At 68.7% G+C, this 26,624-nt stretch carries 19 protein-coding genes and 2 tRNA genes; 7 read left to right on the forward strand and 14 right to left on the reverse strand.

The window, feature by feature from the left end:
• Nucleotides 1-17: 17 nt before the first annotated feature.
• Nucleotides 18-1,283, reverse strand: coding sequence for a signal protein (locus TMZ1T_RS16255; protein WP_261788997.1), 1,266 nt, complete (start codon nt 1,281-1,283; stop codon nt 18-20).
• Between the two features lie 197 nt (nt 1,284-1,480).
• On the opposite strand from TMZ1T_RS16255, the gene TMZ1T_RS16260 reads away from it, so the two are divergent.
• Entirely contained in the window at nt 1,481-2,560 is a 1,080-nt protein-coding gene (locus tag TMZ1T_RS16260) for a hypothetical protein (protein WP_004298374.1), read from the forward strand.
• 3 nt (nt 2,561-2,563) lie between these two features.
• The gene (locus tag TMZ1T_RS16265; protein ID WP_004298373.1) at nt 2,564-3,688 is read left to right on the forward strand and encodes a peptidoglycan -binding protein; all 1,125 of its coding nucleotides are present in this window, start codon (nt 2,564-2,566) and stop codon (nt 3,686-3,688) included.
• Between the two features lie 39 nt (nt 3,689-3,727).
• Here the strand turns inward: TMZ1T_RS16265 and TMZ1T_RS16270 are convergent, their stop codons facing one another.
• Together TMZ1T_RS16270 and icmF are read right to left on the reverse strand one after the other, a co-directional pair.
• Nucleotides 3,728-4,138, reverse strand: coding sequence for a DUF2721 domain-containing protein (locus tag TMZ1T_RS16270; protein ID WP_004298372.1), 411 nt, complete (start codon nt 4,136-4,138; stop codon nt 3,728-3,730).
• Between the two features lie 157 nt (nt 4,139-4,295).
• The gene (icmF, locus tag TMZ1T_RS16275; RefSeq protein ID WP_004298371.1) at nt 4,296-7,562 is read right to left on the reverse strand and encodes a fused isobutyryl-CoA mutase/GTPase IcmF; all 3,267 of its coding nucleotides are present in this window, start codon (nt 7,560-7,562) and stop codon (nt 4,296-4,298) included.
• Between the two features lie 390 nt (nt 7,563-7,952).
• Between icmF and TMZ1T_RS16280 the strand changes: the two genes are divergently transcribed.
• Entirely contained in the window at nt 7,953-9,032 is a 1,080-nt protein-coding gene (locus tag TMZ1T_RS16280) for an AraC family transcriptional regulator (RefSeq protein WP_004298370.1), read from the forward strand.
• Here the strand turns inward: TMZ1T_RS16280 and TMZ1T_RS16285 are convergent.
• Both TMZ1T_RS16285 and TMZ1T_RS16290 read right to left on the reverse strand, forming a co-directional pair.
• On the reverse strand, nt 9,003-11,981 hold the full coding sequence (locus TMZ1T_RS16285) for an NB-ARC domain-containing protein (protein ID WP_012585928.1): 2,979 nt from the start codon (nt 11,979-11,981) through the stop codon (nt 9,003-9,005). The genes TMZ1T_RS16280 and TMZ1T_RS16285 overlap by 30 nt on opposite strands.
• Nucleotides 11,982-12,311 carry an antibiotic biosynthesis monooxygenase family protein gene (locus TMZ1T_RS16290; protein WP_004298368.1) on the reverse strand — a complete coding sequence of 110 codons (330 nt, stop codon included), beginning with the start codon at nt 12,309-12,311 and terminating at the stop codon, nt 11,982-11,984.
• A gap of 228 nt (nt 12,312-12,539) precedes the next feature.
• On the opposite strand from TMZ1T_RS16290, the gene TMZ1T_RS16295 reads away from it, so the two are divergent.
• Both TMZ1T_RS16295 and TMZ1T_RS16300 read left to right on the forward strand, forming a co-directional pair.
• Nucleotides 12,540-14,684: a PAS-domain containing protein gene (locus TMZ1T_RS16295; RefSeq protein ID WP_012585929.1), complete on the forward strand. Its 2,145-nt coding sequence runs from the start codon at nt 12,540-12,542 to the stop codon at nt 14,682-14,684.
• Nucleotides 14,681-15,409 carry a response regulator transcription factor gene (locus TMZ1T_RS16300; protein WP_004325957.1) on the forward strand — a complete coding sequence of 243 codons (729 nt, stop codon included), beginning with the start codon at nt 14,681-14,683 and terminating at the stop codon, nt 15,407-15,409. The genes TMZ1T_RS16295 and TMZ1T_RS16300 overlap by 4 nt, the downstream gene beginning before the upstream one ends.
• 33 nt (nt 15,410-15,442) lie before the next feature.
• Here TMZ1T_RS16300 and rlmB read toward each other — a convergent pair whose 3' ends face one another.
• Nucleotides 15,443-16,198 carry a 23S rRNA (guanosine(2251)-2'-O)-methyltransferase RlmB gene (gene rlmB, locus TMZ1T_RS16305; protein WP_004325955.1) on the reverse strand — a complete coding sequence of 252 codons (756 nt, stop codon included), beginning with the start codon at nt 16,196-16,198 and terminating at the stop codon, nt 15,443-15,445.
• Nucleotides 16,191-19,358 carry a ribonuclease R gene (rnr, locus tag TMZ1T_RS16310; RefSeq protein ID WP_012585930.1) on the reverse strand — a complete coding sequence of 1,056 codons (3,168 nt, stop codon included), beginning with the start codon at nt 19,356-19,358 and terminating at the stop codon, nt 16,191-16,193. Before rnr ends, rlmB begins: the two co-directional genes overlap by 8 nt.
• Before the next feature lie 39 nt (nt 19,359-19,397).
• Between rnr and TMZ1T_RS16315 the strand changes: the two genes are divergently transcribed.
• Nucleotides 19,398-19,482 (forward strand) — tRNA-Leu (locus TMZ1T_RS16315).
• A 387-nt stretch (nt 19,483-19,869) separates the two neighbouring features.
• Nucleotides 19,870-19,954, forward strand: a tRNA-Leu gene (locus TMZ1T_RS16320).
• Nucleotides 19,955-20,253: 299 nt separating this feature from the next.
• Here the strand turns inward: TMZ1T_RS16320 and TMZ1T_RS16325 are convergent.
• The 7 genes from TMZ1T_RS16325 to hfq are packed head-to-tail and all read right to left on the reverse strand — an operon-like array spanning nt 20,254 to nt 26,572.
• The gene (locus TMZ1T_RS16325; RefSeq protein ID WP_004322299.1) at nt 20,254-21,564 is read right to left on the reverse strand and encodes an adenylosuccinate synthase; all 1,311 of its coding nucleotides are present in this window, start codon (nt 21,562-21,564) and stop codon (nt 20,254-20,256) included.
• A gap of 4 nt (nt 21,565-21,568) precedes the next feature.
• Entirely contained in the window at nt 21,569-22,726 is a 1,158-nt protein-coding gene (locus TMZ1T_RS16330) for an ATP phosphoribosyltransferase regulatory subunit (RefSeq protein WP_012585931.1), read from the reverse strand.
• 7 nt (nt 22,727-22,733) lie between these two features.
• On the reverse strand, nt 22,734-22,919 hold the full coding sequence (locus TMZ1T_RS16335) for a DUF2065 domain-containing protein (RefSeq protein ID WP_012585932.1): 186 nt from the start codon (nt 22,917-22,919) through the stop codon (nt 22,734-22,736).
• Nucleotides 22,920-22,926: 7 nt separating this feature from the next.
• Nucleotides 22,927-23,808, reverse strand: a complete 882-nt coding sequence (gene hflC, locus TMZ1T_RS16340) for a protease modulator HflC (RefSeq protein ID WP_004322293.1) — start codon at nt 23,806-23,808, stop codon at nt 22,927-22,929.
• Nucleotides 23,808-25,109 carry an FtsH protease activity modulator HflK gene (gene hflK, locus TMZ1T_RS16345; protein WP_004322291.1) on the reverse strand — a complete coding sequence of 434 codons (1,302 nt, stop codon included), beginning with the start codon at nt 25,107-25,109 and terminating at the stop codon, nt 23,808-23,810. Before hflK ends, hflC begins: the two co-directional genes overlap by 1 nt.
• Before the next feature lie 14 nt (nt 25,110-25,123).
• Complete coding sequence (gene hflX / locus TMZ1T_RS16350; RefSeq protein ID WP_012585933.1) at nt 25,124-26,281, reverse strand: ribosome rescue GTPase HflX; 1,158 nt, start codon at nt 26,279-26,281, stop codon at nt 25,124-25,126.
• Nucleotides 26,282-26,335: 54 nt separating this feature from the next.
• Nucleotides 26,336-26,572, reverse strand: a complete 237-nt coding sequence (hfq, locus tag TMZ1T_RS16355; protein ID WP_004322287.1) for an RNA chaperone Hfq — start codon at nt 26,570-26,572, stop codon at nt 26,336-26,338.
• Nucleotides 26,573-26,624 lie beyond the last annotated feature (52 nt).

Here is a 26,624-nt window from a genome sequence, read left to right on the forward strand (position 1 = left end):
TTCGCATGGCCGGACGCTCAGAAGACGAAATCCAGCGTTGCGGAAAACACCGTCGGCGAGCGCGGGCCGGTGACGAAACCACGATCGTCGAGCAGCGCGGAGGAACGCTTCGCGTCGATGCGATCGAACTGCAGCTTCAAGGCCATGTTGTCGGCGAAGTCATAGCGCACGCCCACGCCGATGGTGGTCTGGTCGTGGCGGGTGTAGCCGTGGACGGTCTGCCAGAAACCGCGCAGCTGGCCCGCGGGGTCCAACGCCGGCGGCACGTCGAGGGCCCGATCGACAGGATCGAGGATGCTGCGCGAGCCGGTAAGGTAAGGCTTCCAGCGCCCGACCCGATAGGCGGCGGTCGCCCCCGCCCCCCAACCTTCGAAGCGCGGGTACACGGACATCGACATGTCGGTGGCCATGAGCTGCAGCGAGAACGGTCCGCGCTCCCAGCCGAGCGCCGCCCCCAGGTAACCGATCCGGTTGGACCCCGCGATCTCGGATGCACGGGCCACGGCCTGCCCTGCGAATTCCGTCCCCGGGGCCAGGCTCGCGAGATGACGCAGCGTGAACGGCAGCTCCCGATAGATGGCGTTGCGCGTGGACACCATGTTGCCCCAGGACAGTTTCAGGCTCAGTTCCGGCCCGATCCAGTCCAGGGTGACGCCGAAGCTGCGGCCGATCGGCACCGGATGCTCCATCCCGTTCAGGAACACGCTGCCGCGCGTACGCCCGCCGAACAGCTTGAAGCGCAGCAGGCCGTCGCCGAGCGCGTGCTGGAGGGTCGCATCCAGGCCGTCGAAGTTGTCATAGGTCAGACGGCCGTACACGTCGGCATACGGCCTCACCGGCGTGTAGGCGTAGCCGACGTGGCGCGAGTCGCCGTCGAGGTAGATATCGGTGACCAGGCGACCGGCGCGCAGTTCGAGCCAGTCGCTGGGCACGTGCTTGACGAAGCCCCATACCAGGTGCGGTCCCCACTCGCCGTGGCGCCCCTGGTTCATGACCGCCTGCGCCATGACCGACCACTGCGGCGTCAACGCACCGTGCACCTGCAGGCCGAGCGAGCTGTCGACACCGAAGTCGAGTTCGTTCGCACGCGTGCCACGATGCTGGTCCACGCTGCGGCGGAACTGCGTATCGTCCTCGTCGTGCCAGGCGGCGCCGAGCGTGCCGAAGCCGCTCGCGCTCCAGCGCGGGGCGTCGGCCTGCACAGGCCGTCCTGCCGCCAGCGCGGCGGCGCTCGTCGCGCACAAGCTCATCGCCGCGATCGCGGCGATGCAAACGGGTCTCACGGTCGACACCGGGCAACACCTCTCCCGATCGCGGATCGGGTCCGAGTCAGCAAAAGGCTCGAAGATAGCGAGCCCACCGCCCCTCATCCCATGACATAGATCACGACTCCGCCATTTAACGCGGTTCGCGCTAGACTCGCAGTCGCCACGCGACCCCGAATGGGCACTCGTCACCCAAAGCTCCGGAAAAACACCCGATGGAACGCAAGGATTTCACCAGACCCGTCCATGTCACGACCTGGATGGCCGTGTTTCTCGCCCTCGTCGCCGCGCTCGCCGCCGCCCTGGTCCCGCAACTCAAGCACGCCTTCATCGCCAACGCCGCATTCAACGGCGTGATCCTCTTCGTCCTCGCGGTCGGCATCGCAGTCAATCTGCGCCAGGTGTGGCGGCTGCAGCGTGAGGTGCTGTGGATCGAGGAATTCCAGCACAGCGCCGGCGGCGGCTCGGCCACCGGCCTGCAGCCGGTGCTGCTCGCCCCGATGGCACGTGTGCTCTCCAACCGCCGTCGCGGCCAGGCCCACCTGTCGCCGGCCTCCACCCGCTCCATCCTCGACGGCGTGCAGATCCGCCTCGAGGAGCAGCGCGACCTCTCGCGCTACCTGATCGGCCTGCTGATCTTCCTCGGCCTGCTCGGCACCTTCTGGGGCCTGCTCGCCACCATCCGGTCCATCGGCGAGATCATCGGCAGCCTGAGCGTCGGCAGCGATCCCGTCGCCATGTTCGAGGCGCTCAAGGCCAAGCTCGACGCGCCGCTCGGCGGCATGGCCACCAGCTTCTCGACCTCGCTCTTCGGCCTGGCCGGCTCGCTCGTGGTCGGCTTCCTCGATCTGCAGTCCGGGCATGCGCAGAACCGCTTCTACAACGAGCTCGAGGACTGGCTCTCGCACATGACCAAGCTGCCCTCCGGCGTCGGCGCCGAGGGCGAGGGCAACGTGCCCGCCTACGTCCAGGCCCTGCTCGAGCAGACCGCCGAGGGCATCGAACGCATGCAGCGCTCGGCGGCCGAATCCGAGCGCGAGCGCCGCGCCACCGCCGAGCACCTCGGCGAGCTCAACGCCCAGCTCACCCGCCTGGCCGATCTCATCGGGCGCGAATCACGCGACCTGTCCACGCTGTCCACCACGCAGGACGAACTGCGCGCGCTGTTGCGCCAGCTCGCCCAGCAGCCCGCACAGGGCGCGCAATTCACCGAGGACCTGCGCGCCGAGCTGCGCCTGCTGTCGCGCACCATCGGCGCCGCGCTCGGTGGCGCCGCCGGCAGCAAGGCGGACTGAGCCATGGCCCGACTCGCCCGCCGCCGGCCGCTGGATTTCTGGCCCGGCTTCGTCGACGCCCTCGCCTCGCTGCTGATGGTGATGGTGTTCGTGATCCTGATCTTCGTCATCGGCCAGTTCGTGCTCGCCGACGCGGTGAGCGGCCGCGACCGCGCGCTCGCCCAGCTCGAGGCCGAGCTCGCCACCCTCGCCAGGACACTGAGCCTGGAACAGAGCGCGCGCCAACGAGCGGAGGCCGAGGTCGGCGAGCTCTCGGCCTCGCTGAGCGCCGCCCGGCGCGAGAGCGAAGCGCGCGGCAACGAGCTGCTCGCCGCGCGCGACGAGCTCCACGCCGCCCAGGACGAGGCGCGCAGCCGCCGCGAGGAGGCCACCCGCATCGTTGCCGACATCGAGGCCCTGCAGCGCCTGAAGACCGAGCTCGAGGCCGAGGCCGCCCGCCTGGCGAGCGCACTCGACACCTCGGAGCGCGGCCTGAAGGAACACAAGGAGATGTCCGCCGCCGCGATCGCCCAGGTCGAGTTGCTCAATCGCCAGCTCGCCGCGGTGCGCGAGCAACTCGAGCAGCTCAATGCGGCACTCGACGCCGCCAAGCTCGCGGCCAAGGACAAGGATCTGAAGCTCGAGGAGCTCGGCCGCGAGCTCAACCTGGCGCTTGCCGGCCGCGTCAAGGAACTCGCACGTTACCGCTCCGAGTTCTTCGGCCGCCTGCAGGAGGTGCTCGGCAAGCGCAAGGACGTGCAGATCGTCGGCGACCGCTTCGTCTTCTCCAGCGAGGTGCTGTTCGCCTCCGCCTCGGACGAGGTCAGCGCCGACGGCATGGTCCAGCTCACCCGCCTGGCCGAGACGCTGAAGACGCTGTCCGCCGACATGCCCAAGGACCTGCCCTGGGTCCTGCAGGTGGACGGCCACACCGACCGCCGCCCGATCGCCACCGCCCGCTTCCCGTCGAACTGGGAGCTATCGACCGCCCGCGCCCTCGCCATCGTCAAGTTCCTGCGCGGCCAGGGCATCCCGCCCGAGCGCCTGGCCGCGACCGGCTACGGGGAGTTCCACCCGCTCGATGCGCGCAGCACCGAGGAAGCCTACACGCGCAACCGCCGCATCGAGCTCAAGCTGACAAGCCGGTGAGGCGATGCCGCGCAGGAGGCGACGCACAGGGGCACGACGTCAGGAGCAAGGCGTCCCCCCTTCCCGCTTCGCCTGCTCCAGGTCGCGGACGACCAGCGACAGCGCCTCGGTCGACAACAACACCTCGACCAGCGAAAGCACCAACGACACCGCGAGCGTCACGATGCTGGTGCCGAACATCCATTTGCCGGCCACCTCGGCCTCGAGGAAGAGCGCGAGCATGGACAGCGCGCAGAGCAGGAAGCTCAGCACGCCAAAGCCTTGCATGTACTGGGTGAGGGTGATCCGGCGCTTGAGCCCGGGGAGCTGGCACTGCACCAGCGCGGCGCCGCGATCGGGCGAGGCGTTGAGCTGGCGGATCACCTGGGCAAGCGTGAGGAAGCGGTTGGTGTAGGCGAGCAGCAGCAGCGAGATCGCCGGGAAGAGCAAGGCGGGGGTGGTGAGGTTCATGGCTGCGGGCGCGTTCGGGGACGGCCGCCATTGTCACACACCGCACGATCGCGACTTGCGTCGCTCCCACATATCGCGACTCGCGTTGCTCCTTCCGCCACCTCCCGAAGCGCGGAGGTTTTCCGTAGGAGCGACGCGAGTCGCGATTGCAGCGTGATTACATGCTGCGGCGGTACTGCCCGCCCACCTTGTACAGCGCCTCGGTGATCTGCCCCAGCGAGCAGTAGCGCACCGCATCGACCAGCACCTCGAACACGTTGGTGTTGTCGATGACGGCCTGCTGCAGCTTGGCCTGCCACTTGGGCGCCTGGTCCTTGTTGCGGGCGTGGAAGTCGGCAAGGCGCTTCAACTGGCCCTGCTTCTCCTCCTCGGTCGAACGGGCGAGCTCGATCTCCTGCTGCGCCTGGCCCTTCGGATTGAGGAAGGTGTTCACGCCGATGATCGGGTAGGAGCCGTCGTGCTTCTTGTGCTCGTAGTAGAGCGACTCCTCCTGGATCTTGCCGCGCTGGTAGCCGGTCTCCATGGCACCGAGCACGCCGCCACGCGACGCGATGGCCTCGAACTCCTTCAACACGGCTTCCTCGACGAGGTCGGTGAGCTCCTCGATGATGAAGGCGCCCTGGTTGGGGTTCTCGTTCTTGGCCAGGCCCCACTCGCGGTTGATGATGAGCTGGATCGCCATCGCACGCCGCACGGACTCCTCGGTCGGCGTGGTGATCGCTTCGTCGTAGGCGTTGGTATGCAGCGAGTTGCAGTTGTCGTAGATCGCGATCAGCGCCTGCAGCGTGGTGCGGATGTCGTTGAAGTCCATCTCCTGCGCGTGCAGCGAGCGGCCGGAGGTCTGCACGTGGTACTTCAGCTTCTGGCTGCGCTCGTTGGCGCCGTACTTGTTCTTCATCGCCACCGCCCAGATGCGGCGGGCGACGCGGCCGATCACCGAGTACTCCGGGTCCATGCCGTTGCTGAAGAAGAAGGACAGGTTGGGCGCGAAGTCGTCGATGTGCATGCCGCGCGCGAGGTAGGACTCCACGTAGGTGAAGCCGTTCGACAGCGTGAAGGCGAGCTGGCTGATCGGGTTGGCGCCGGCTTCGGCGATGTGATAGCCGGAGATCGATACCGAATAGAAGTTCTTGACGTCGTGATGAACGAAGTACTCCTGGATGTCGCCCATCATCTTGAGCGCGAACTCGGTACTGAAGATGCAGGTGTTCTGGCCCTGGTCTTCCTTCAGGATGTCGGCCTGCACGGTGCCGCGCACGGTCGACAGCGTCCACTCCTTGATCTTCTGCAGCTCGTCCTCGGTGGGCTCGCGGCCGTTGTCGGCCTTGAACTTGGTCACCTGCTGGTCGAGCGCGGTGTTGAAGAAGAAGGCCAGGATGATCGGCGCCGGGCCGTTGATCGTCATCGACACCGAGGTGGTCGGGCAGCACAGGTCGAAGCCGTCGTACAGCACCTTCATGTCGTCGAGCGTGGCGATCGACACGCCGGAGTTGCCGATCTTGCCGTAGATGTCCGGACGCAGGTCGGGATCGCAGCCGTACAGGGTGACCGAGTCGAAGGCGGTGGACAGGCGGTGCGCCGGCATGCCCTCGGACACCTTCTTGAAGCGGCGATTGGTGCGGAAGGCATCGCCCTCGCCGGCGAACATGCGGGTGGGGTCCTCGCCCTCGCGCTTGAACGCGAACACGCCGGCGGTGTAGGGGAAGGAGCCGGGGACGTTCTCCTTCATCAGGAACTTGAGCGTCTCGCCCGCGTCCTCGAAATTCGGCAGCGCCACCTTGCGGATCTTGCTGCCCGACAGCGAGGTGCTGGTGAGCTGGGTGCGGATCTCCTTGTCGCGGATCTTCACCACGTACTCGTCGGCGGCGTAGAGCTCGCGCGTCTTCGGCCACATGTCGAGCAGCTTCTTCGCGGCCGGGGTGAGCTCGCCGTCCTTCCAGTCGATGAGTTCCGCGAACGAGCCCGCGTCCTTGCCGCACTGCTCGAAGAGGCCCTTGGCGATCTTCAGCGACTGGCGCTCGCGCGCGACGCGAGCCTGCTGCTCGATGTGCTTGTGGTAGCCGCGCACGGTGTCGGCGATCTCGGCGAGGTAGCGCGTGCGGTCGGCGGGGACGATGGCGCGACCTTCGGACGAGGCGCGCACCTTGACCACCGGCAGCTTGCTCTTGGCGACCTTGAGGCCCTTGCCGACGAGCGCCGGCAGCACGGCCTGATAGAGCGCGGTGACGCCGTCGTCATTGAAGCGCGCGGCCATGGTGCCGAACACCGGCATCTCTTCGGGGCGCTGGTTGAACAGCTCGCGGTTGCGCTGGTACTGCTTGGCAACGTCGCGCAGCGCGTCCAGCGCGCCCTTGCGGTCGAACTTGTTGATGGCGACGAAGTCGGCGAAGTCGAGCATGTCGATCTTCTCGAGCTGGCTGGCGGCACCGAACTCCGGGGTCATGACGTACAGCGACAGATCGACGAAGGGCACGATCGCGGCGTTGCCCTGGCCGATGCCGGAGGTCTCGACGATGACGAGGTCGAAGCCCGCGAGCTTGCACGCGGCGATGACTTCGGGCAGCGCGGCGGAGACTTCCGAGCCGGTGTCGCGGGTGGCGAGCGAGCGCATGTAGATGTTGGCGTGCTCGATCGCGTTCATGCGGATGCGGTCGCCGAGCAGCGCGCCGCCGGTGCGCTTGCGCGAGGGGTCGATGGAGACGATGGCGAGCTTGAGCTTGTCGTCCTGGTCGAGGCGGAAGCGGCGCACCAGCTCGTCGGTCAGCGAGGACTTGCCCGCGCCGCCGGTGCCGGTGATGCCGAGCGTCGGCACCTTGGTCTTGGCCGCGGCCTCGATCAGCGCCTTCTTGACCTCGTCGCCGTAGCCGCCGTTCTCCAGCGCGGTGATGATCTGCGCGAGCGCGCGGCGATCGCCGGCGGCGAGCGCCTTGAGCACCGCATCGGCCTTCTGCGGCGCGGCCTTGGCGACGTCGACGTCGCAGCGCTCGACGACGCTGTTGATCATGCCCTGAAGGCCCATCTTGGCGCCGTCTTCGGGCGAGAAGATGTGGGTGACGCCGTACTCGTGGAGTTCCTTGATCTCGGCCGGCACGATCACGCCGCCACCGCCGCCGAAGACCTTGATGTTCTCGCCGCCGTTGGCGCGCAGCAGGTCGATCATGTACTTGAAGAACTCGACGTGACCACCCTGGTAGGAGGTGATCGCGATGCCCTGCACGTCCTCCTGCAGCGCCGCATTGACGATCTCGCCGACCGAGCGGTTGTGACCGAGGTGGATGACCTCGGAGCCGGTCGACTGCAGGATGCGGCGCATGATGTTGATGGACGCGTCATGGCCGTCGAACAGCGCGGCAGCGGTGACGAAACGCACCTTGTTCTTCGGCTTGTAGGGCGACAGCTTGTGCGCAACGCTCAGATCGGTCATGTCGTTCGTCTCCAGGTGGGTGTGAACATCCCTGCAATATTAGAAGGGTCTTCACGCCTTTGCCATTGCGCTTGCCGACGAGGATCGTGCAAAATCCGCCAAATCGAGCAACCGATGGCGCGCTCGGCGGCTTGCCGGTTGCCGCTTTCCCGTGGGAGCGACGCAAGTCGCGATTGCAGCGCTACCGCGGACGATGACGACGGCAGGCACCGGATGCGGAAATCGCAACGTGTGCCGCGCCTGCACAGCGCAGCGTCGCGAAGCCTCTGCGCAGCGCCGGCTCGATCCCTCCACCCAAGCCAGGAGCCCGCCCTGTCGACTCCCAGCCTTTCCGCTTCAGCGATCCCCCGCCGTAGCCGCGCCACGGTCGCGCCCGGCTTCGTCACCGGCATGCTGGCCGGGCTGCAGCGGCGCGGACTCGATGGGGCGCCGCTGCTCGCACGCGCCGGGATCGACCTTGCAGAAACCGACACGCGCATCCCAGTCGAGCGCTACGCCCTGCTCTACAACCTGTGCGTGGAGGCACTTGAAGACGAGGCCTTCGGCCTGCTCCCGGAGCCGATGCGCCCGGGCAGCTTCGAGTTCCTCTGCCGCGCACTGCTCGGCGCGCCCACGCTGGGCGAGGCCCTGCTGCGCGCGATCCGCTTCCTGCGCATCGTGTTGCCCGCCTTCCGCATTGAGCTGCGGGTGGACGGCGCGCGCGCCGAGTTGCTGCTGGACGACGGCGGCAGCCTCGGCCCCGGGCTCGACGCCCCGGCGCGCGTGTTCGCCTACGAATGGCTGCTGCGCCTGCTGCACGGCGTGGCGAGCTGGTTCGTCGGCCGCGGCCTGGCGCTCGACGCGGTCGCCTTCCCTTACGCACGCCCGGCCCATGCGGACGACTACGCGCTCGTCTACACCGAGCATTCGAGCTTCGACGCGCCGCAGCTGGCCGCCCGCCTGCAGGCCAACCTGCTGGCGCTGCCGCTGCGCCGCGACGAGGCGGCGCTGGTCGGCTTCCTCGAGGGCGCACCGGGAAAGATCACCACCCTCTACCGGCGCGACCGCGAGATGGTCTTCCGCGTGCGCGACATCCTGCGCGACGCGCTGCCGCAGAACCTTTCGCTCGAAGAGGTCGCCGAGCGCCTGCACGTGTCGCCGCGCACCCTGCACCGGCGGCTGGAGGATGAGGGCTCGGGATTCCGCAACATCAAGGAGGCCACCCGCCGCGACATCGCCTATGCGCGCCTGGCCAAGACCCGCCAGCCCATCGCCCGCATCGCGGCCGAGCTCGGCTACGCCGACCCGTCCACCTTCTACCGCGCCTTCGTCGCCTGGAGCGGCATGTCGCCGGAGCAGTTCCGGCACCGGCTGGCGGGCAACGACGGTCTTCCCGCGGCGTCTGCCGGTCCGGACAGGCGCCCTGCCCCAACCCCCCGTGTCACCGCCGGACGGCAGCGATCACGCGAATTCGGTCCGACCGAGGCATAGCTGGAGTCGCCCCTTGCGGGCGTCGATGCGATACAGGGGCGCATGCCCAGCAAGCGCTGTGCCGTCCGCTCCCACTCCGCCCGCCAGGGTCCTGACCACCTCCGCCATGAACTCGTCGAGCGGGCCCAGCTCGTGCACGAACGAGGGCACCACCGCGAGCACGGCGCGACTGTAGGATGCCGCCTGGTCGATGAAGTCGAACGCGTCCACCGCCGGGGCGGGCGGGAACAGCGCAGCGGCCAGGCGCCCCGGGTCGCCGGCATCCAGCGCTGCATTCAGTTCGTCGCGTTCGTCGCCGATGCCGCAATGCGTCCGCCAAGGCCGCCAGAAGGCGTGGAGTGCAAGCGCCAGCGCGCGGCCGCGCTGGTCACCCGATCCGCAGCGCGCGATCGATGCGGCGACACGACCGACGATCTCGCCATAGAAGTCCATCGTGTAGGTGTCCACCGGCTCGGGGATCGCCTGGAAGACGTAGGCGTAGAGCGTGGCCCGACCATGGGCACGGGCAGCCGCGTCGACCTCGTCGGCAGCCAGCGCGAGATCGCCGAGCAGGCGATAGTCGTTGGCGATGAGTTCGGAGTCGCGCCCCGCGAGCGGCGCCCGCTCGCCAAACTCGCCGGCGCCCTCGGCCAGGGAACGCAGGGCATGCGGGCGGGCATCGGCGAACTCGCCGCGCTCGAGCAGGTATTGGGCCACATAGAACTCGATCCAGGCCGCGACCCAGGACACGCCGTCGTCGAGAAACAGCGAGCGCGCCGCCTCGTAGAAGCGCAAGGCCTCGTCGCGCTCGTCACGCCCATAGGCCCGTGCTTCGGCAAGGAAGAAATCGGTGAAGGCACGCACCCGTCGAGCGTCCTCGCCGGTGATGTGGCGGCCATCGCCATCGAGGCCGAGCGCCTTGCGTATCCCGAGCAGCGCGCTCTCGGCGCGCACCCAGTCGCCGCCGGCACGCTTGTCGGGGCCCGCCGGGTAGGCATCCTGGAACGCTGCCACCTGATCGATCAAGGCACGCGCCCGCGCGTCGAGTTCGCGCTGCCTCCACTCGACGACCAGCCGCTCGCAGAACGGGAAGCGCTGGTAGTAGCCCCACCACCAGAACGCATCGAAGAACACGCGCAGGAAAGCCAGCACGCCCGCCACCGAGTCGCCGCTGTGGGCGGTGTGGTACAGGCAGGCGTCCTTGGTCTCCTGCCACTCCGCCCATTCGTGGCGATACCAGCTCAGATAGGCATCCGGATCGCTCTCGATCGAGCCCCGCAGCTTCTCGGCATAGAACGCGAGCGCCTTGCGATGCAGCGCCTGCGAGCACTGCAGGGGCAAGCGGGTGCGCGCGTACTCGGCGATGATGCGGTGCATCGTGAACACGTCCTTGCCCACCTGCTCGATCAGCCCGATGTCGCCGATGTCCTCCAGTGTCTGTTCGTCGGCCTCCCCCACGGCGAGCGCGATGTCGCGGCCGAAGGCGTTCGGCTTGGGACGGAAGATGGACAGCGCGGTCGCCGCGTCGCGCGCCGCGTCGCTGCGCAGCGCGCCGAAGGACAGTTCGATCACCTCCCCCAGCGTGCGCTGGTCTTCAGGACGCAGCAGCCCGAGCCGGCGGCCCGCCTGCGCCACCTCGTCGTAGGCGCGGCGCAGGCGTGCGGGATCGGCATGCGCTTCGCTCGCCGCCCGGCGCAAGACCTTGCCCACCAGCACGATTGCCAGCGGCAGGCCCTGCAGGGTTCCGAGCAGGGCCTTGGCGGCCATCGGATCCGCCTCGACGGCGCCCGGGGCGACCTCGCACAGGAGGCCGAAGGCCTGCGGCGGGTCCAGCTCCGGGACCAGCTCGCCGGCGCCGAGCTCCTTCGCCACCGTCTTCGAGCGCGTGGTGGACAGGAAGACACAGCGCGGACCCAGCTCCATGAAGCGTCTTGCATCCTCGGTGCGCCACACGTCGTCGAGCACCACGAGCATGCAGCGGTCGCCGATGGCGTCCTGCAGCGCACGCAGCCAAAGCTCCTTGTCGTCGAAACTGTTCATGCGCTCGGCCGGGATGCCGAGCGCTTCGCCCCATGCACGCAGCTCCGCGCTGTCGACGTGTTGCCGGCCGAGATTGGCCCACAAGACGCCGTCGAAATGCCCGAGGATCTTGTCGCGCTCGCGCAGCAGTTCCTGCGCGACCGTGGTCTTGCCGACGCCGGGCAGGAACAGCAGGCTGGTGTCGACGCCGTCCCGCAGCTTGCGCCACACACGGTCGACGAGCTCCGCGCGCCCCACCACGTGGTAATCGCGCACGGGCTCGCGCACCAACCAGGGCTTCGCCCCTGCGCCCGCCCCGCCCGCGGGCGCACGCGGACTCGCGCCCCGCAGGGCATCGATGCGCCGCGTGATGAAGGCCTCGAGGTGCTCTCCGAGCGCCTTCCCGAAGCTGGTCGGCGTATCGAAGGTGTTCACGCCGCCCTTGAGCGAACCATCGGGATTCTGGAATGCCCGCACGAAGTAAGCTTCCACCGCCCTGTACTGCGCGAGCTTTTCGTCGACGCGTTGGGCCTTGAGGTCATCACCCGAGATCTCGAGCGGACGGGTGCATCGGTAGACCCACACATCGCGGCCGCGATCCCTTGCATCCTCGAGTTCCCAGACGGTTCCCGACTCGAAGGCACTGCCGTCGTCACGGCGGAACGAGTTCGGCAGGCGCGTGCCGATGCGGGACCACAGGATGACCACCGTGAGCTCGCAATCCCGCGGCCGGCCCAGGTAGTCGATGACCGAATCCTCCGGCGTCGCCGACGCCGCCATCGGCACCTGGGCAAGGTCGTCGTCCCATTCGACGGTGTCGAGCGTCACCTTTCCGCGCGCGAACCAGCGCCGCTGCATGCCGTTGATGACCTCGAGCGCCAGCTTGCGCTCGGCCGCGACATCACCTGGCGAGGCGACGAAGACGCGCAGATTCTCGGGCGGCGCCGGCATTCACAAAGCCCCTTCGACCCGCCCGCCGTCCAGCGTGAAGGCGTACTCGCGCACGGTCGTGCACACCTGTACCCGGTAATCGCTGAAGTACCGACTGCGGCCCCGCGCCTGGATCTCCCGGTGCTCGGGGTGGTCGCGCCATGCGGCGAGGGTCTCCAGCGAGTCGAACTCGACGATGGAAACGAACTCGCCATCGTCCGCCGCGAAATCCTTGTACGAGACGTAGCCCGGCATGGATGCGGCCACCTGGAACATGCGGGCGCCCACACCTTCGAGTTCCGCCTCGTCGACGCCCGCGCGCAGGCGCGTGCGGAATACGATCACGACCATGACGTCCTCCCGCGCTTCCGGTTCGCATCCGCGCCCCGCCCGCCGGCGAATCGGATGCATTCCCATGATAGTCAAGCTTTCGCGCCCGCGCCGAGGAGAGGCCGCCCGGCACAAGGTCGCGGAGCCTTGTCGCCCACCGCGGTGAACGCCACAGGCATCGCGACGCGAGATGTGCAAACATCGCGCTCATGATCCTCGAAACTCGCCACACCGGAGACTGCCGCGAGCATGGCAAGATCGCCCTCCCCTCAGGCTGAACCCGCCGCCTTCACTCCGGAGCAGCTCCGGCGGCACGACCTGCTGCTGGCAGGCCTCGATCTGCTCGACCAGGCCATCGCGGTGTTCGACACCACGCCCAAGCTCGTCACCTGGAACAAGGCCCTGGTGCGCCTGCTCGATTTCCCTGAGGCGCTGGTGCGCGTCGGCACGCCGTTCGAGGCCTTCGTGCGCTTCAACGCCGAACGCGGTGAATACGGCGAAGGCGACATCGAAACCCTGGTCGCGAAGCGCATGGCGGCGGCACGGGCCTTCCTGCCGCACTACGTCGAACGCGCACGGCCCAACGGCACGGTGCTGGCGGTACGCGGGGTGCCGATTCCCAACCTCGGTTTCGTGTCGCTATGGACCGACATCACCGAGCAGCGTCGCTACGAGGCGCTGATCCAGCAGCAGAACGCGCAGCTCGAAGCGCGCGTGCGCGAGCGCACGGCGGAGCTGGAGCAGGCCAACAGCGAGATCGACCAGATCGCCGGCGCGCTGCGTCGCAGCGAACACCGCCTGCAACTGATCATCGACTCCATCCCCGCGCTGATCGCGTATGTGGACGGCGGCGAGATCTACCGCTTCGCCAACCGCGGCTACGCCGAATGGTTCGGCTATCCGAAGGACGAGATCGTCGGCCGCAGCATTCGCGAGGTGGTCGGCGAGGACGCCTACGCCCAGATCCGCTCGCAGGTCGAGCGCGCGCGCACCGGCGAGCGTGTGTGCTACGAATACAGTCGCGTCGGGACCGACGGTCGCACGCTGCATGCACGCAGCGTGGTGGTGCCCGAGATCGGCACCGACGGGCGCACGGTGGTGGGCTTCTTCGTCATGACCACCGACATCACGGAACAGAAGGCCAACCAGGCCGCGCTGGTGCAGGCGCAGAAGATGGAGGCGGTGGGCCAGCTCACCGGCGGGCTGGCGCACGACTTCAACAACCTGCTCACCATCATCATCGGCAACCTCTCCGCACTGCAGCAGCGCATCGGCGCCGGGCCGGGGGCGGAGTTCGTCGATCCCTCGCTGCAGGCGGCACGGCGCGGCGCCGAGCTGATCCGCCGCCTGCTCACCTTCTCGCGCCGGCAGTCGCTCGCCCCCACCGCGGTCGAGGTCGGCGCGCTCGTGCACAACATGACGCACCTGCTCGCGCGCACCCTGGGCGAGACCATCCGCATCCATCTGCGCCTGCCCGGCGAGCCGGTGCACGCGCTGGTCGACCCGCACCAGCTCGAAAACGCGATCCTCAACCTCGCGATCAACGCACGCGACGCCATGCCCGTGGGCGGCGAGCTGACCATCGGCGTGAGTCGCCGCCAGCTCGACGAGGCCCTCGCAGGGGTGGTCGAGGTGGCGGCCGGCGACTACGTGCAGATCGACGTCGGCGATACCGGCAAGGGCATCGAGCCGGCCGTGCTGCAGCGCGTGTTCGAGCCCTTCTTCACCACCAAGGACTTCGGCAGCGGCAGCGGGCTGGGCCTGTCGATGGTGTATGGCTTCGTACGCCAGTCGGGCGGCAACATCCGCATCCTCAGCACGCCGGGGCGCGGCACGCACGTGCGCTTCGTGCTGCCCACGGCGGCGGCGGCCGTGACTGCCCCCGAGCGCGCAGCGCCCGCGACGGCCCGCGCGCGCGCGCTCGACGGCCCGGTGCTGCTGGTGGAGGACGAGCCCGAGGTGCGCAAGGTGGTGCGCATGCAGCTCACCAGCCTGGGCCACGTCGTGATCGAGGCCGCCGACGGCGTCGAGGCGCTCGGGCTGCTGCAGAACGTCGACGACATCGCGCTGCTGGTGAGCGACACGGTGATGCCGGGCGGCATCGGCGGCCGCGAGCTCGCCCGCCGCGCGCGCACGCTGCGCCCGCAGCTGCCGATCCTGCTGGTGACCGGCTACGCCAGCGAGGCGACGCCGACCGACGAGCTCCCCGCCGACGTGCCGACGCTGCGCAAGCCCTTCGATCAGGCCGCGCTGGCGGGCGCGCTGGCGGCCCTGCTCGGGCCCGAACCGGGGGCGGCGGCAGGGGTCGAAGACGCGTCGCCGACTGCGCCGGCCGCCGACGGAGAAGCACGATCCCGCATCATGAACACCACCACGGAGCCTCGCCCCCAATGACCCAGAGCCCGATCGACCCCTCCCAGGCCCGGATCTTCGTGCTCGAGGACGACCCCGAGGTCGCCCGCCTGATCTGCATGAGCCTGGCCGAATACGGCTTCCGCTGCGAACAGATGCGCGCCGGCCGTCAGCTGCTCGAGCGCGCGCGCCAGCTCACCCCCGACCTCTGCATCGTGGACCTCGGCCTGCCCGACATGGACGGCATGCAGGTGGTGCGCGAGCTACAGGACGGCAGCCCGTGCGCAGTGCTGATCCTGACCGGCCGCAACGACGTGACCGACCGCGTGCTCGGTCTCGAGCTCGGCGCCGACGACTACATCGTCAAGCCCTTCGAGCCGCGCGAGCTGGTCGCTCGCGTACGCTCCATCCTGCGCCGCTACCAGCGCTCCGCCAGCGCCGACAGCGCCGGCGAACGCAGCACGGCGCGCTTCGCCGGCTGGACCTTCGACGCCAACCGCCACGCCCTCCTCGCCCCCGACGGCCGCGAGGTCCCGCTTTCCGCAGCCGAGGCCGGCCTCCTCGCCACCCTGCTGCGTCGCCCCAACAAGATCCTGTCGCGCGAACAGCTCCTCGGCGAACGCGACGTCGATCCCTTCGACCGCAGCATCGACGTCCGCATCTCGCGCCTGCGCCGCAAGCTCGACGACGACCCGCAGAACCCCCGCCTGATCAAGACGGTGTATGGCGCGGGGTATCTGTTTGCGGTGCAGGTGGAGTGGGTGTGAGAGGCCAAGGGGCAGGCCGGGACCACCACAGCTTCAGGAGCCGCGCTGGCGCCTGGCCTCGAACAGGCAGATGCCGCTGGCGACGGACACGTTGAGGCTCTCGACGCTGCCGTGCATCGGGATGCGCGCGAGCTCGTCGCAGGTCTCGCGGGTGAGGCGGCGCAGGCCGTCGCCCTCGGCGCCGAGCACCCAGGCGACGGGGACCTTCTGGTCGACCCCGTAGAGGGTCTTCTCGGCCTCGCCGGCGGCGCCGACGACCCACACGCCGGCGTCCTGCATCTCGCGCAGCGCGCGCGCGAGATTGGTGACGGTAATGTAGGGCACGGTGTCGGCGGCGCCGCTGGCGACCTTGACGGCGGTGGCGTTGAGACCCACCGCGCGATCCTTGGGCGCGACCACGGCGTGGGCGCCGGCAGCATCGGCCACGCGCAGGCAGGCGCCGAGGTTGTGCGGATCCTGCACGCCGTCGAGGACGAGGATGAGCGCGTTCTCGTCGAGGCTGTCGAGCACGTCGGCGAGCTTGATCTCGCGCCGGGTGGCGTCGACCTTGGCGACCACCCCCTGGTGGCGGCGGGTCCCGACGAGGGCGTCGAGCTTGTCGCCCTCGCTCTGGGTGATGCGTACGCCGGCACTCTCGGCCTGGGCGAGGAACTTGCGCACGCGCGCGTCCTTGCGATCGGCGGTGAGGAAGATCTCGAGCACCGAGTCGGGCGCGTGGCGCAGCTTGGCGGAGACGGCGTGGAAGCCGTAGATCAGCCGGGTGGGTGTGTTTTCGGGTGCTTTAGCCACGGTCGGAGCCCTTTGTGGTGGTCTTGCGGCCGGCACGTCGGGCCGGTACCGGGGGCGCGGATTCTAGCGCCTCGGCGGCGGACGCGGCGGGGACTTCGGTCGCGGTGCCGGCGACGGCCTTCTTCGCGCGCTTGCCGCGTGTCTTGGGCGCGGCGGGCGGAGCCGCATCCGGCGTAACCTCGAGCACCGGTGCGACGACGACCTCGGCGACCGTTGCGATCGCAGCCTTCTTCGCACGCTTGCCGCGCGCCTTGGGCGCGACAGGTTCCGCGGCGGCGGGCACAGGCTCGATCGCCGGCGCAGCCACGACCTCGGCCACCTGCCCGGCGACCACCTTCTTCGCGCGCTTGCCGCGCGCCTTGGGCGTCGCCGACGCCTCGGCAGCAGTCACAGACTCGCCCACCGGTGCGACGAGCACCTCCGCGACCACTTCGGGCGCAGCCTTCTTCGCCCGCTTGCCGCGCGCCTTGGGCGCGGCGGGCTCCGCTGCGGCAGCCGTGGACTCGACCGCCGGCGCGACGGGCACCTCCGCAAGCGCTTCGGGTGCGGCCTTCTTCGTCCGCTTGCCGCGCACCTTGGGCGCGGCGGGCTCCGCTGCGGCAGGCACAGCCTCGACCACCGGCGCAGGTGTGGCCTCGACCCTCTCCTCCACCTCAGCCTTCTTGCTGCGCGGCTTGCGCGCCCTCTTCCCTTCCACGGGCACGACCTCCGCGGCCACCACTTCGGCGACCTTCGGCGGGGCTTTGGCCTCGACCGGGAGCGGCCCCTCGATGAGGCGGAAGTCGATCTTGTTGGTGGCCATATCCACCCGCACGAGCTGCACCTTGACCCGGTCGGACAGGCGGAACTGCTTGCCGGTGCGCTCACCCATGAGCGCATGGCGGGTCTCGTCGTAGTGGAAGTAATCGCTGCCGAGGTCGGAGATGTGCAGCAGCCCCTCGATGAAGATGTCGTCGAGCGCCACGAAGAGACCGAAAGGCACCACCGCCGACACGCTGCCAACGAACTCCTCGCCGACGCGGTCCTGCATGAAGTAGCACTTGAGGAAGGCGACCACGTCGCGGGTGGCGTCGTCGGCGCGGCGCTCGGTCATCGAGCAGTGCAGGCCGATCTGCTCCCAGTCGCCGGGGCGGTACTGCTCGCCGGCGAGCGCGGCCTTGATGCCGCGGTGGATCAGCAGGTCGGGATAGCGCCGGATCGGTGAGGTGAAGTGGGTATAGGACTCGTAGGCGAGGCCGAAGTGGCCGACGTTGTCCGGGCTGTACATCGCCTGCTTGAGCGAACGCAGCATGACGGTCTGCAACAATTGGGCGTCGGGGCGGTCCTTGACCTGCTCGAGCAGCCTGGCGAAGTCGGCGGCGCGCGGCTCGTCGCCGCCGCCGAGGCCGAGGCCGAACTCCTTGAGGAACTCGCGCAGCTTGGCGAGCTTGTCCTCGGAGGGCGAGTCGTGGACGCGGTACAACGCCGGGTGCTCGCGCGTGGCGAGGAAGTCGGAGGCGCACACGTTGGCGGCGAGCATGCACTCCTCGATCAGGCGGTGGGCATCGTTGCGCACCTCGGGGACGATCTGCGCGATCTTGCCGTTATCGTCGAAGATCATGCGCGTCTCGGTGGTCTCGAAGTCAATCGCGCCGCGCTTCGCGCGCGCCTTGAGCAGCACGCGGAAGAGCTGGTCGAGCTGCTCGAGGTGGGGGAGCAGCGCGGCGAGTTCGGCGCGCACGGCCGGGTCCTTGTCGTACAGGGCCGCCGCAACCTTCGTGTAGGTCAGGCGCGCGTGCGACCAGATCACCGCGGGGTAGAAGCGGTAGTTCCTGATCTCGCCGGTGGCCGCGATGTTCATGTCGGCGACCATGGCCAGGCGCTCGACCTGCGGGTTGAGCGAGCACAGGCCGTTGGAGAGCTTCTCGGGCAGCATCGGGATGACGCGGCGCGGGAAGTACACCGAGTTGCCGCGATCGAAGGCATCCTTGTCGAGCGCGCTGGCGGCATCGACGTAGTGCGAGACGTCGGCGATGGCGACGATGAGGCGGTAACCCTTGCCCTGGCGCTCGCAATACACCGCGTCGTCGAAGTCCTTGGCGGTCTCGCCGTCGATGGTGACCAACGGCAACTTGGTGAGGTCCTCGCGGCCGGCCCAGTCCTTCTTGCGCACCACGTCGGGCAGCTTGCGCGTCTGCGCCTTGGCCTCGGAGGAGAACTCGAAGGGCAGGTCGTGCTTGCGCAGCGCGATCTCGATCTCCATGCCGGGGTCGGCGTAGTTGCCCAGCACCTCGACGATGCGCCCGATCGGCTGGGCGAACTTGGTGGGCTGCTCGACCAGCTCGACGGTGACGATCTGGCCTGGCTCGGGCTTCTTGCGCCCGCCCGGGGCGACCAGGATGTCCTGCGCCAGGCGGCGGTTCTCGGGCACGACGATCATCACGCCGTGCTCGTTGATGACACGACCGACGACGCGGGAGTTGGCGCGCTCGAGCACCTCGACCAGCTTGCCCTCGGGACGGCCGCGGCGGTCCGTGCCGGAGATGCGCACCATGACGCGGTCGCCGTGCAGCACCTCGCGCATCTCCTTGGGACCGAGAAAGACGTCGGGCTCGCCGTCGTCGCGGCGCAGGAAGCCGAAGCCGTCGGGGTGGCCCTCGACGCGCCCCTTGATGAGGTCGGCCTTGGCCGGCAGCAGGTAGGCGTCGCGGCGGTTGCGCACGACCTGGCCGTCGCGCTCCATCGCGCGCAGGCGACGGTCGAAGAAGTCGAGCTCGTGCGGGGCGATGTCGAGCGCGCCGGCGAGCTCGGCGAGGGGCATCGGCACGCCGCGCTCGGCGAGGATCTGCAGCACGTATTCGCGGCTGGGGAGCGGGTTGTCGTACTGCTGCGTCTCACGCTCGTAGAAGGGGTCGGCGAGACGGACGGCGCTGGCCTGCACGGCTGCCGCCTTGCGCGCGGCCCGACTGCGGCCAGGGCCGCGCGCCGGGGAGCCGGTGTGCCGAGTGCTGCCTTGGGCGGCGGGTTCGGGCGCGGCGTGCACGGCAAGTGTGCCGCGCCCGGCCTTGCGCCCGGGCGGGTTGGCGCGCGGCGCAAGCTCGCCCTGCTGCGGCGCGGCCGGCGTTCTGCGGGAGGGGGCGCCGGAGCGCTGCTGATCGGTTTTTTTCGTTTTGCGAGTCATTGACAATCTTCTTTGCGTGCTTATAATGCGCGTCTTCTTGCCCAGATGGCGGAATTGGTAGACGCACTAGTTTCAGGTACTAGCGCCGCGAGGCGTGGAGGTTCGAGTCCTCTTCTGGGCACCAGTTTCACGGGAAAGCCGCTCTTCGGAGCGGCTTTTTTGTTTTTGCGCCGTGTTGACGCGGACAAATGCGGCGCCCTTCAGCGGCGCGCTGGAGGACGCGCGGTGCAGGCTGCATGCGCAGGTCGCGACTTGCGTCCTTGCGGCGGCTCCCACGATGACCTGCGCACAATCGCCGCACGGCGCGGGATCCACGGACACTGCTGCGGGCCGTCCGCAGGAACGATCCGAGTCGCGAGCGGGCGTCGAGTGGGAACACATGCTGGGCGGGATCGAGGTGCCGGCATCGCGAGTCAAAGGCAGCCCCTTCGCTCGGCGACGGAAGGATGCGCCCGATGATGCAAAAAAAACCTTTGCGGAAGTTAAGGCCTTTGCTATTATGTGCCTCCCTGCCCAGATGGCGGAATTGGTAGACGCACTAGTTTCAGGTACTAGCGCTGCGAGGCGTGGAGGTTCGAGTCCTCTTCTGGGCACCAGTTTCACAGGAAAGCCGCTCTTCGGAGCGGCTTTTTTGCGTTTGTGCCATCGTCGCGCGAAGGAAGGTGCGCCATGCGGGCCGGACGCGAGGATCGCGACTTGCGTCGCCCCTATGAAAAACGGCGCGGAATTCGCGAACGCTGCGGATGGCGCAACATTCGCGGACGGCGCGGGTTGGCCCCGTGCAGGAACGACTCGAGTCGCGATCGAGCGTCGTGCTGGAATCGCGCGGGGGGTGCATTGACCCCCGGCGGGCGCGGCGGCCGCGGAGTGCGGCCGCACAGGGTGCTGCGGATGCTCAGGCGCCAAAGGGATGGCGGCGGAGGATGGTTTCGTCGCGCTCGGGACCGGTCGAAATGACGTCGATCGGGATCTCGCAGATCTCCTCGATGCGGTGCAGGTAGGTGCGCGCCTCCTGCGGCAGGGCGTCCCAGCTCTGCGCGCCAAACGTGGTGCCGCTCCAGCCTTTCAGGGTCTCGTAGATCGGCTCGCAGCGCGTGACCTCCTCCGAACCCATCGGCAGCAGGTCGATGCGCCTGCCGTCGAGCATGTAGCCGGTACACAGCTTGAGCTCTTCGAGACCGTCGAGCACGTCGAGCTTGGTGATGCACAGGCCGGTCACGCCGTTGATGATGATCGAGCGCTTGAGCGCGGCGAGATCGAGCCAGCCGCAGCGGCGCTTGCGGCCGGTGACGGTGCCGAACTCGCGGCCCTTGGTCGACATCTGCTCGCCGGGCACGCCCTTGGTCTCGATGTCGAGTTCGGTCGGGAAGGGCCCGCCGCCGACGCGGGTGCAATAGGCCTTCGTGATGCCGAGCACGTAATGCAGGCGGCCGGGGCCGACGCCCGAGCCCGCCGCGGCCTGCCCGGCCACGCAGTTGCTCGAGGTGACGAAGGGGTAGGTGCCGTGGTCGATGTCGAGCAGGGTGCCCTGCGCGCCTTCGAACAGCAGCGAGCCGCCCGACTTGTTGATCGCGTAGAGCTCGGCCGAGACATCGGCGACCATCGGCAGCAGCTCGTCGGCGTCGGCCATGGCCTGGTCGAACACGGTCTGGAAATCGACCGGCTCGGCGCCGAGGTGTCGGGTGAGCACGAAGTTGTGGTACTCGAGGTTGGCCTTCAGCTTGGCGGCGAAGCGCTCGCGGTCGAAGAGGTCGTACACGCGCAGCGCACGGCGGGCGACCTTGTCCTCGTAGGTGGGGCCGATGCCCTTGCCGGTGGTGCCGATCTTGTCGCCGGCGGACTTGGCGGCCTCGCGCGCACGATCGAGCGCGGCGTGGTAACCGAGGATCAGCGGACAGCCCGGGCTCACGCGCAGGCGGTCGCGCACCTTGATGCCGCCGGCTTCCAGCGTGCGGATCTCGGACAACAGGTGGTGCGCATCGAGCACCACACCGTTGCCGATGAAGCAGGCCACGCCTTCGCGGACGATGCCCGAGGGCACCAGGTTCAGCTTGTATTCGGTCTTGCCGACGACCAGCGTGTGACCGGCGTTGTGGCCACCCTGGAACCGCACCACGCCCTTGGCGTGGTCGGTGAGCCAGTCGACGATCTTGCCCTTGCCTTCATCACCCCACTGGGTGCCGACGACGACGACGTTTTTTGCCATTTCCTTACTCTCCCTGTAACGGCACGACCGCCCAGCGATCGCCCCGCTTCACCAGTTGCCGGTCGCAGCCGGCTTCGTTCCAAGTTCCTTCGTGTCCCGGCAGCGCCACCATCACGATCTCGCCACGTGCGCGCAGCGCGGAGACCTCGGAGGCCAGCCCCGCGTCGTCGTCCGGCGGCGCCAGCACCGCGCCCGCCGGCGCCGCCGGGATGGGCAGGTGCCAGGCGAGTTCGCGCAGGTCGAGGCTGAAGCCGGTGGCCGGCCGTGCGCGCCCGAACGCCTGGCCGACGCGGTCGTAGCGGCCGCCGAGCGCGAGCGCGGCGGGCGATTCGGCGCCGTAGGCGGCGAACACGACGCCGCTGTGATAGTGGTAGCCGCGCAGGTCGGCGAGATCGAAGCTCACCGGGAGGTCGCCCAGCGCGTCGGCGAGCTGGCGCAGTTCGGCAAGCGGGCCGGCGATCTCGGCATCCTGCGGCAGGCGTGCGGCGGCCTCTGCGAGCACCTCGGGGCCGCCGTAGAGTTCGGGCAGTGCCAGCAGCGCGCTGCGCGCCGGCTCGGAGACGTCGGCGAGCATGCGGCGCAGCTCGGGCACGTCCTTCGCCTGCAGCAGGTCGAAGAGCTCTTCCTCGCGGCCCGGCACCAGCCCTGCGCGCGCGGCGAGCGCATGGAAGAGTCCGACATGGCCGATGTCGATGCGCGAGGCAGGCACTTCGGCGAGGCGCAGCACCTCGGCGAGCAGGCGCAGGATCTCGACGTCGGCCTCGATGCCGGCATGGCCGTAGAGCTCAGCGCCGAGCTGCAGCGGCTCGCGCGTGCCGGTGAGCGTGGACGGCAGGGTGTGCAGCACGCTGCCGCAATAACACAAGCGCGACACGCCGCGGCGGTTGAGAAGGTGGGCGTCGATGCGGGTGACCTGCGGAGTCATGTCGGCACGCACGCCCATGCTGCGGCCGGAGAGCTGGTCGACCAGCTTGAAGGTGCGCAGCTCGAGGTCCTTGCCGGCGCCGGTGGTGAGCGAGTCGAGGTATTCGAGCAGCGGCGGCATCACGAGCTGATAGCCGCGCAGCCGGAAGGCGTCGAGCAGGCGGCGGCGCAGGCTCTCCAGCCGGTGGGCGTCGGACGGCAGGGCGTCCTGGATGTGGTCGGGCAGTACCCAGCGCATGGCGATGTCAGAGAACGATGAAAAGCATTGCGAGCCCCGCCAGCATGGAACTCAGACCGATGAAGCGGATCTGGCCGTCGGCCATGCTGGCGAGGCGAAGGAAGGTCTCGCGCCATGCGGCGGGCGCGATGAAGGGCAACAGGCCTTCGACGATCAGCATCAGCGCGAAGGCCGTGAGGAGCGAGCTTGCCATGAAGACGTCAGTTGCGCGGCGCGCCTCCGGCATCCTTCATGAAACGGAAGAAATCCGAGCTCGGATCGACCACCAGCACGTCGTCCTTGCCCGAGAAACTCGCGCGGTAGGCCTCGAGGCTGCGGTAGAAGGAGTAGAACTCGCGGTCCTTGCCGAAGGCTTCGGCGTAGATGGCGGTAGCCTTCGCGTCGCCCGCACCCTTGACCTCCTGCGCACTGCGGTAAGCCTCGGCGATGATCACCTCGCGCTGACGGTCGGCGTCGGCGCGGATGCGTTCGGCCTCCGCGGCACCCAGCGAGCGCAACTCGTTGGCGACGCGCTTGCGCTCGGCCTCCATGCGACGATAGACCGACTCCGAGACCTCGTTGGGCAGGTCGACCCGCTTCAGGCGCACATCGACGATCTGCACGCCGATGGTGCGGGCGTCGCGGTCCGCGCGCTCGCGCATCTGCTCCATGATGCGGTCGCGCTCGCCGGAGACGACGTCGTGCACGGTACGGCGGCCGAACTCCTCGCGCAGACCGGCGTTGACCGTCTGCGTCAGGCGGGTGCGCGCACGCGCCTCGTCGCCGGCCACCGACTCGTAGTACAGGCGCGGGTCGACGATGCGCCACTTGACGAAGTGGTCGACCAGCACGTTCTTCTTCTCGGAGGTGATGAAACGCTCGGGTTCGGGCGTGTCCATCGTCAGGATGCGCTTGTCGAAGTAGCGCACGTTCTGGATGAAAGGCAGCTTGGCGTTGAGGCCGGGCTCGGAGATGACCTCCTTGACCTCGCCGAGCTGGAAGACGATCGCATACTGGCGCTGGTCGACGGTGAACAGCGACATCGAGGCGATCACGACGAGCAGCAGCAGCGTGCCGCCGATCAGGGACATCTTGTCACGCATCAACGTACTCCCCGCTCACGACTGAACATTCCATCCCGGTTGCGCGGATCGAAGGACGGCACCGGAGCGTTGGCCGCGAGGCCCGCGGCCGACTGCGAGTCGGGAGGCGCCGCCGCGGCGGGCTTGGCGCCCGTCTGCTGCATCAGCTTGTCGAGCGGCAGCATCAGCAGGTTGCCGTTGCCCTTCGCGTCGACCATCACCTTGGAGGTGCTGGACATGACCTGCTGCATGGTGTCGAGATACAGGCGCTCGCGGGTGACCTCCGGTGCGCGGTTGTATTCTGCGAACACCTGGCTGAAGCGGCTCGCCTCGCCCTCGGCATTGGCGACCACGCGCTCGCGGTAGGCGTTGGCTTCCTCGACCAGGCGCGAAGCGGTACCGCGGGCCCGCGGCACGACGTCGTTGGCGTAGGCCTCGCCCTCGTTCTTCTGGCGCTCGCGGTCCTGCCCGGCCTTGACCGCGTCGTCGAACGCAGCCTGGACCTGCTCGGGCGGCTGGGCGTTCTGCATGGTGACGCGGCTGACCTGGATGCCGGTCTCGTAGCGGTCGAGGATGCGCTGCATGAGCTCGTGCGCGGTGGTCGCGATCTCCTCGCGGCCCTCGTAAAGCACGAAGTCCATGCGGCTCTTGCCGACGATTTCGCGCATCGCGGTCTCCGCGGCCTGCGCCACGGCCTCGTCGGGGAAACGGTTGTTGAAGATGTAGTTCTCCGGGCTGTTGAGGACGTACTGAACGGCGAACTGGATATTGATGATGTTCTCGTCGTCGGTGAGCATCAGCGATTCGCGCAGCACCTTGTTGCGCTCGGAACCGCGATAGCCCACCTCGACCGTGCGCACGCCCGTGAGGTCGACGATCTCGTGGGTCTCGAAGGGTGCGGGCAGGCGCCAGCGCAGGCCGGGCTCGGTGGTGGCGACGTACTCGCCGAGGCGCAGCACCACGGCGCGCTGGTTGGCGTCCACCGTGTACAGGCCGCTCGCCAGCCAGACCACCAGCACCAGCGCCGCAAGGACGCCGAAGCCGCCACGGAACTGCTTGAAGGAGAAGCCGGGGAGCTCGGGGCGATTGCCGCCACCATTGCCGCCGCCGAAGCCGCCGCCACGCCCGGGGCGTTTGCCGCCGAACATGCCGGAAAGGCGCTGGTTGAAGTCGCGCCAGACCTCCTCGAGGTCGGGCGGCCCCTGGTTGCCACCGCGATTGCGATCGCCGCGCTGGTCGTCGTTGCGGTTGTCGTCGCCGCGATTGCCGTCTTCGCGGTCGCCGCCGCCTTGGCCACCCCAGCGTGGGTCGTTCAGTGACATGAGAATGCCTGTTATCACGTTTCTTGTCGTCGCTCGTCATCCCGACCGGCGGGCCGGTCGGCGTTGTCACCAAAGGTCTGCCGAGCTACTTCGGCAAGCGCGTCGCGAAGCAGATCGAGGCCTTCCCCGGTTCGGGCGCTCAAAAAAATGCGCCTGATGGTACCACAGTCCCCCCTCTCGACCGCCGCAGCGGCGCGGGTGAGGTCGATCTTGTTCCACACCAGGATCTGCGGCACGTCGGCCGCGCCGATCTCGGCGAGAACCTGGTTCACCGCCCCGATCTGCGCATCGCGGTCCTCGCTCGCCGAGTCGACGACGTGCAACAGCAGGTCGGCCTGCGCCGTTTCCTCGAGAGTGGCCTGGAAGGCCGCCACGAGGGCGTGCGGAAGGTCGCGGATGAAGCCGACGGTGTCCGACAGCACAACGCTCGCACCTGCCCCCTCGCCGCCGACGTACAACCTGCGCGAGGTGGTGTCGAGGGTGGCGAAGAGCTGGTCCGCCGCGTAGGCGCCCGCCTTGGTCAGCGCGTTGAACAGCGTCGACTTGCCCGCATTGGTGTAACCGACGAGAGAGACAGACAGAACGTCGCGGCGTTCCCGAGCGCGCCGACGAACCTTGCGCTGCTTCTCGATCTGGGCGAGCCGGGATTTGAGCATCTTGACCCGGTTGCCGAGCAGGCGGCGGTCCGTCTCGAGCTGCTTCTCGCCCGGGCCGCGCAAGCCGATGCCGCCCTTCTGGCGCTCGAGGTGGGTCCAGCCGCGCACGAGGCGGGTCGCCAGGTGCTCGAGCTGGGCGAGTTCGACCTGCAGCTTGCCTTCGTGGCTGCGCGCGCGCTGCGCGAAGATGTCGAGGATCAGCGCGGTGCGGTCGATGACCATGCACCGCAGTTCGCGCTCGAGGTTGCGCTGCTGCCCGGGCGACAAGGCATGGTTGAAGATGACGATGTCGGCGCCGTAGGCGCGCAGCGCCTCGCCGATCTCCTGCACCTTGCCGCTGCCGGCGAAGAGCTTGGAGTCGGGCGCGGCGCGGCGGCCTTGCACGACCGCTTCGACGCTCGCGCCGGCGCTGAGGACGAGCAGCTTCAGCTCGGACAGGCGCTCGTCGATCGCGCCCTGCCCGAGGTCGAGCTGCACGAGGACCGCACGCTCACCGGAGGCGGGACGTTCAAACACGACGCGCGCCTCCCGCAGCCGGCAGACGCCGGCCGCGCCGGGTGGACCGCGGCCTCAGTTGGCACCCTCTTCCTGCTGGATGACGACCGGGCGGGCGGGCACGACGGTGGAGATCGCGTGCTTGTAGACCATCTGGGTGACGGTGTTCTTGAGCAGCACGACGTATTGGTCGAAGGACTCGATCTGGCCCTGCAGCTTGATGCCGTTGACCAGGTAGATCGACACGGGAATGTGTTCGCGACGAAGGGTGTTCAGGAAGGGGTCCTGGAGGAGTTGCCCTTTGTTGCTCATTGTGGAACCTCTTTATATTGTGTTTATAAGAATATTGCAGACACGTTGTGCA

The organism is Thauera aminoaromatica (assembly GCF_000021765.1).
GTDB classification, from domain to species: Bacteria; Pseudomonadota; Gammaproteobacteria; order Burkholderiales; family Rhodocyclaceae; genus Thauera; species Thauera aminoaromatica.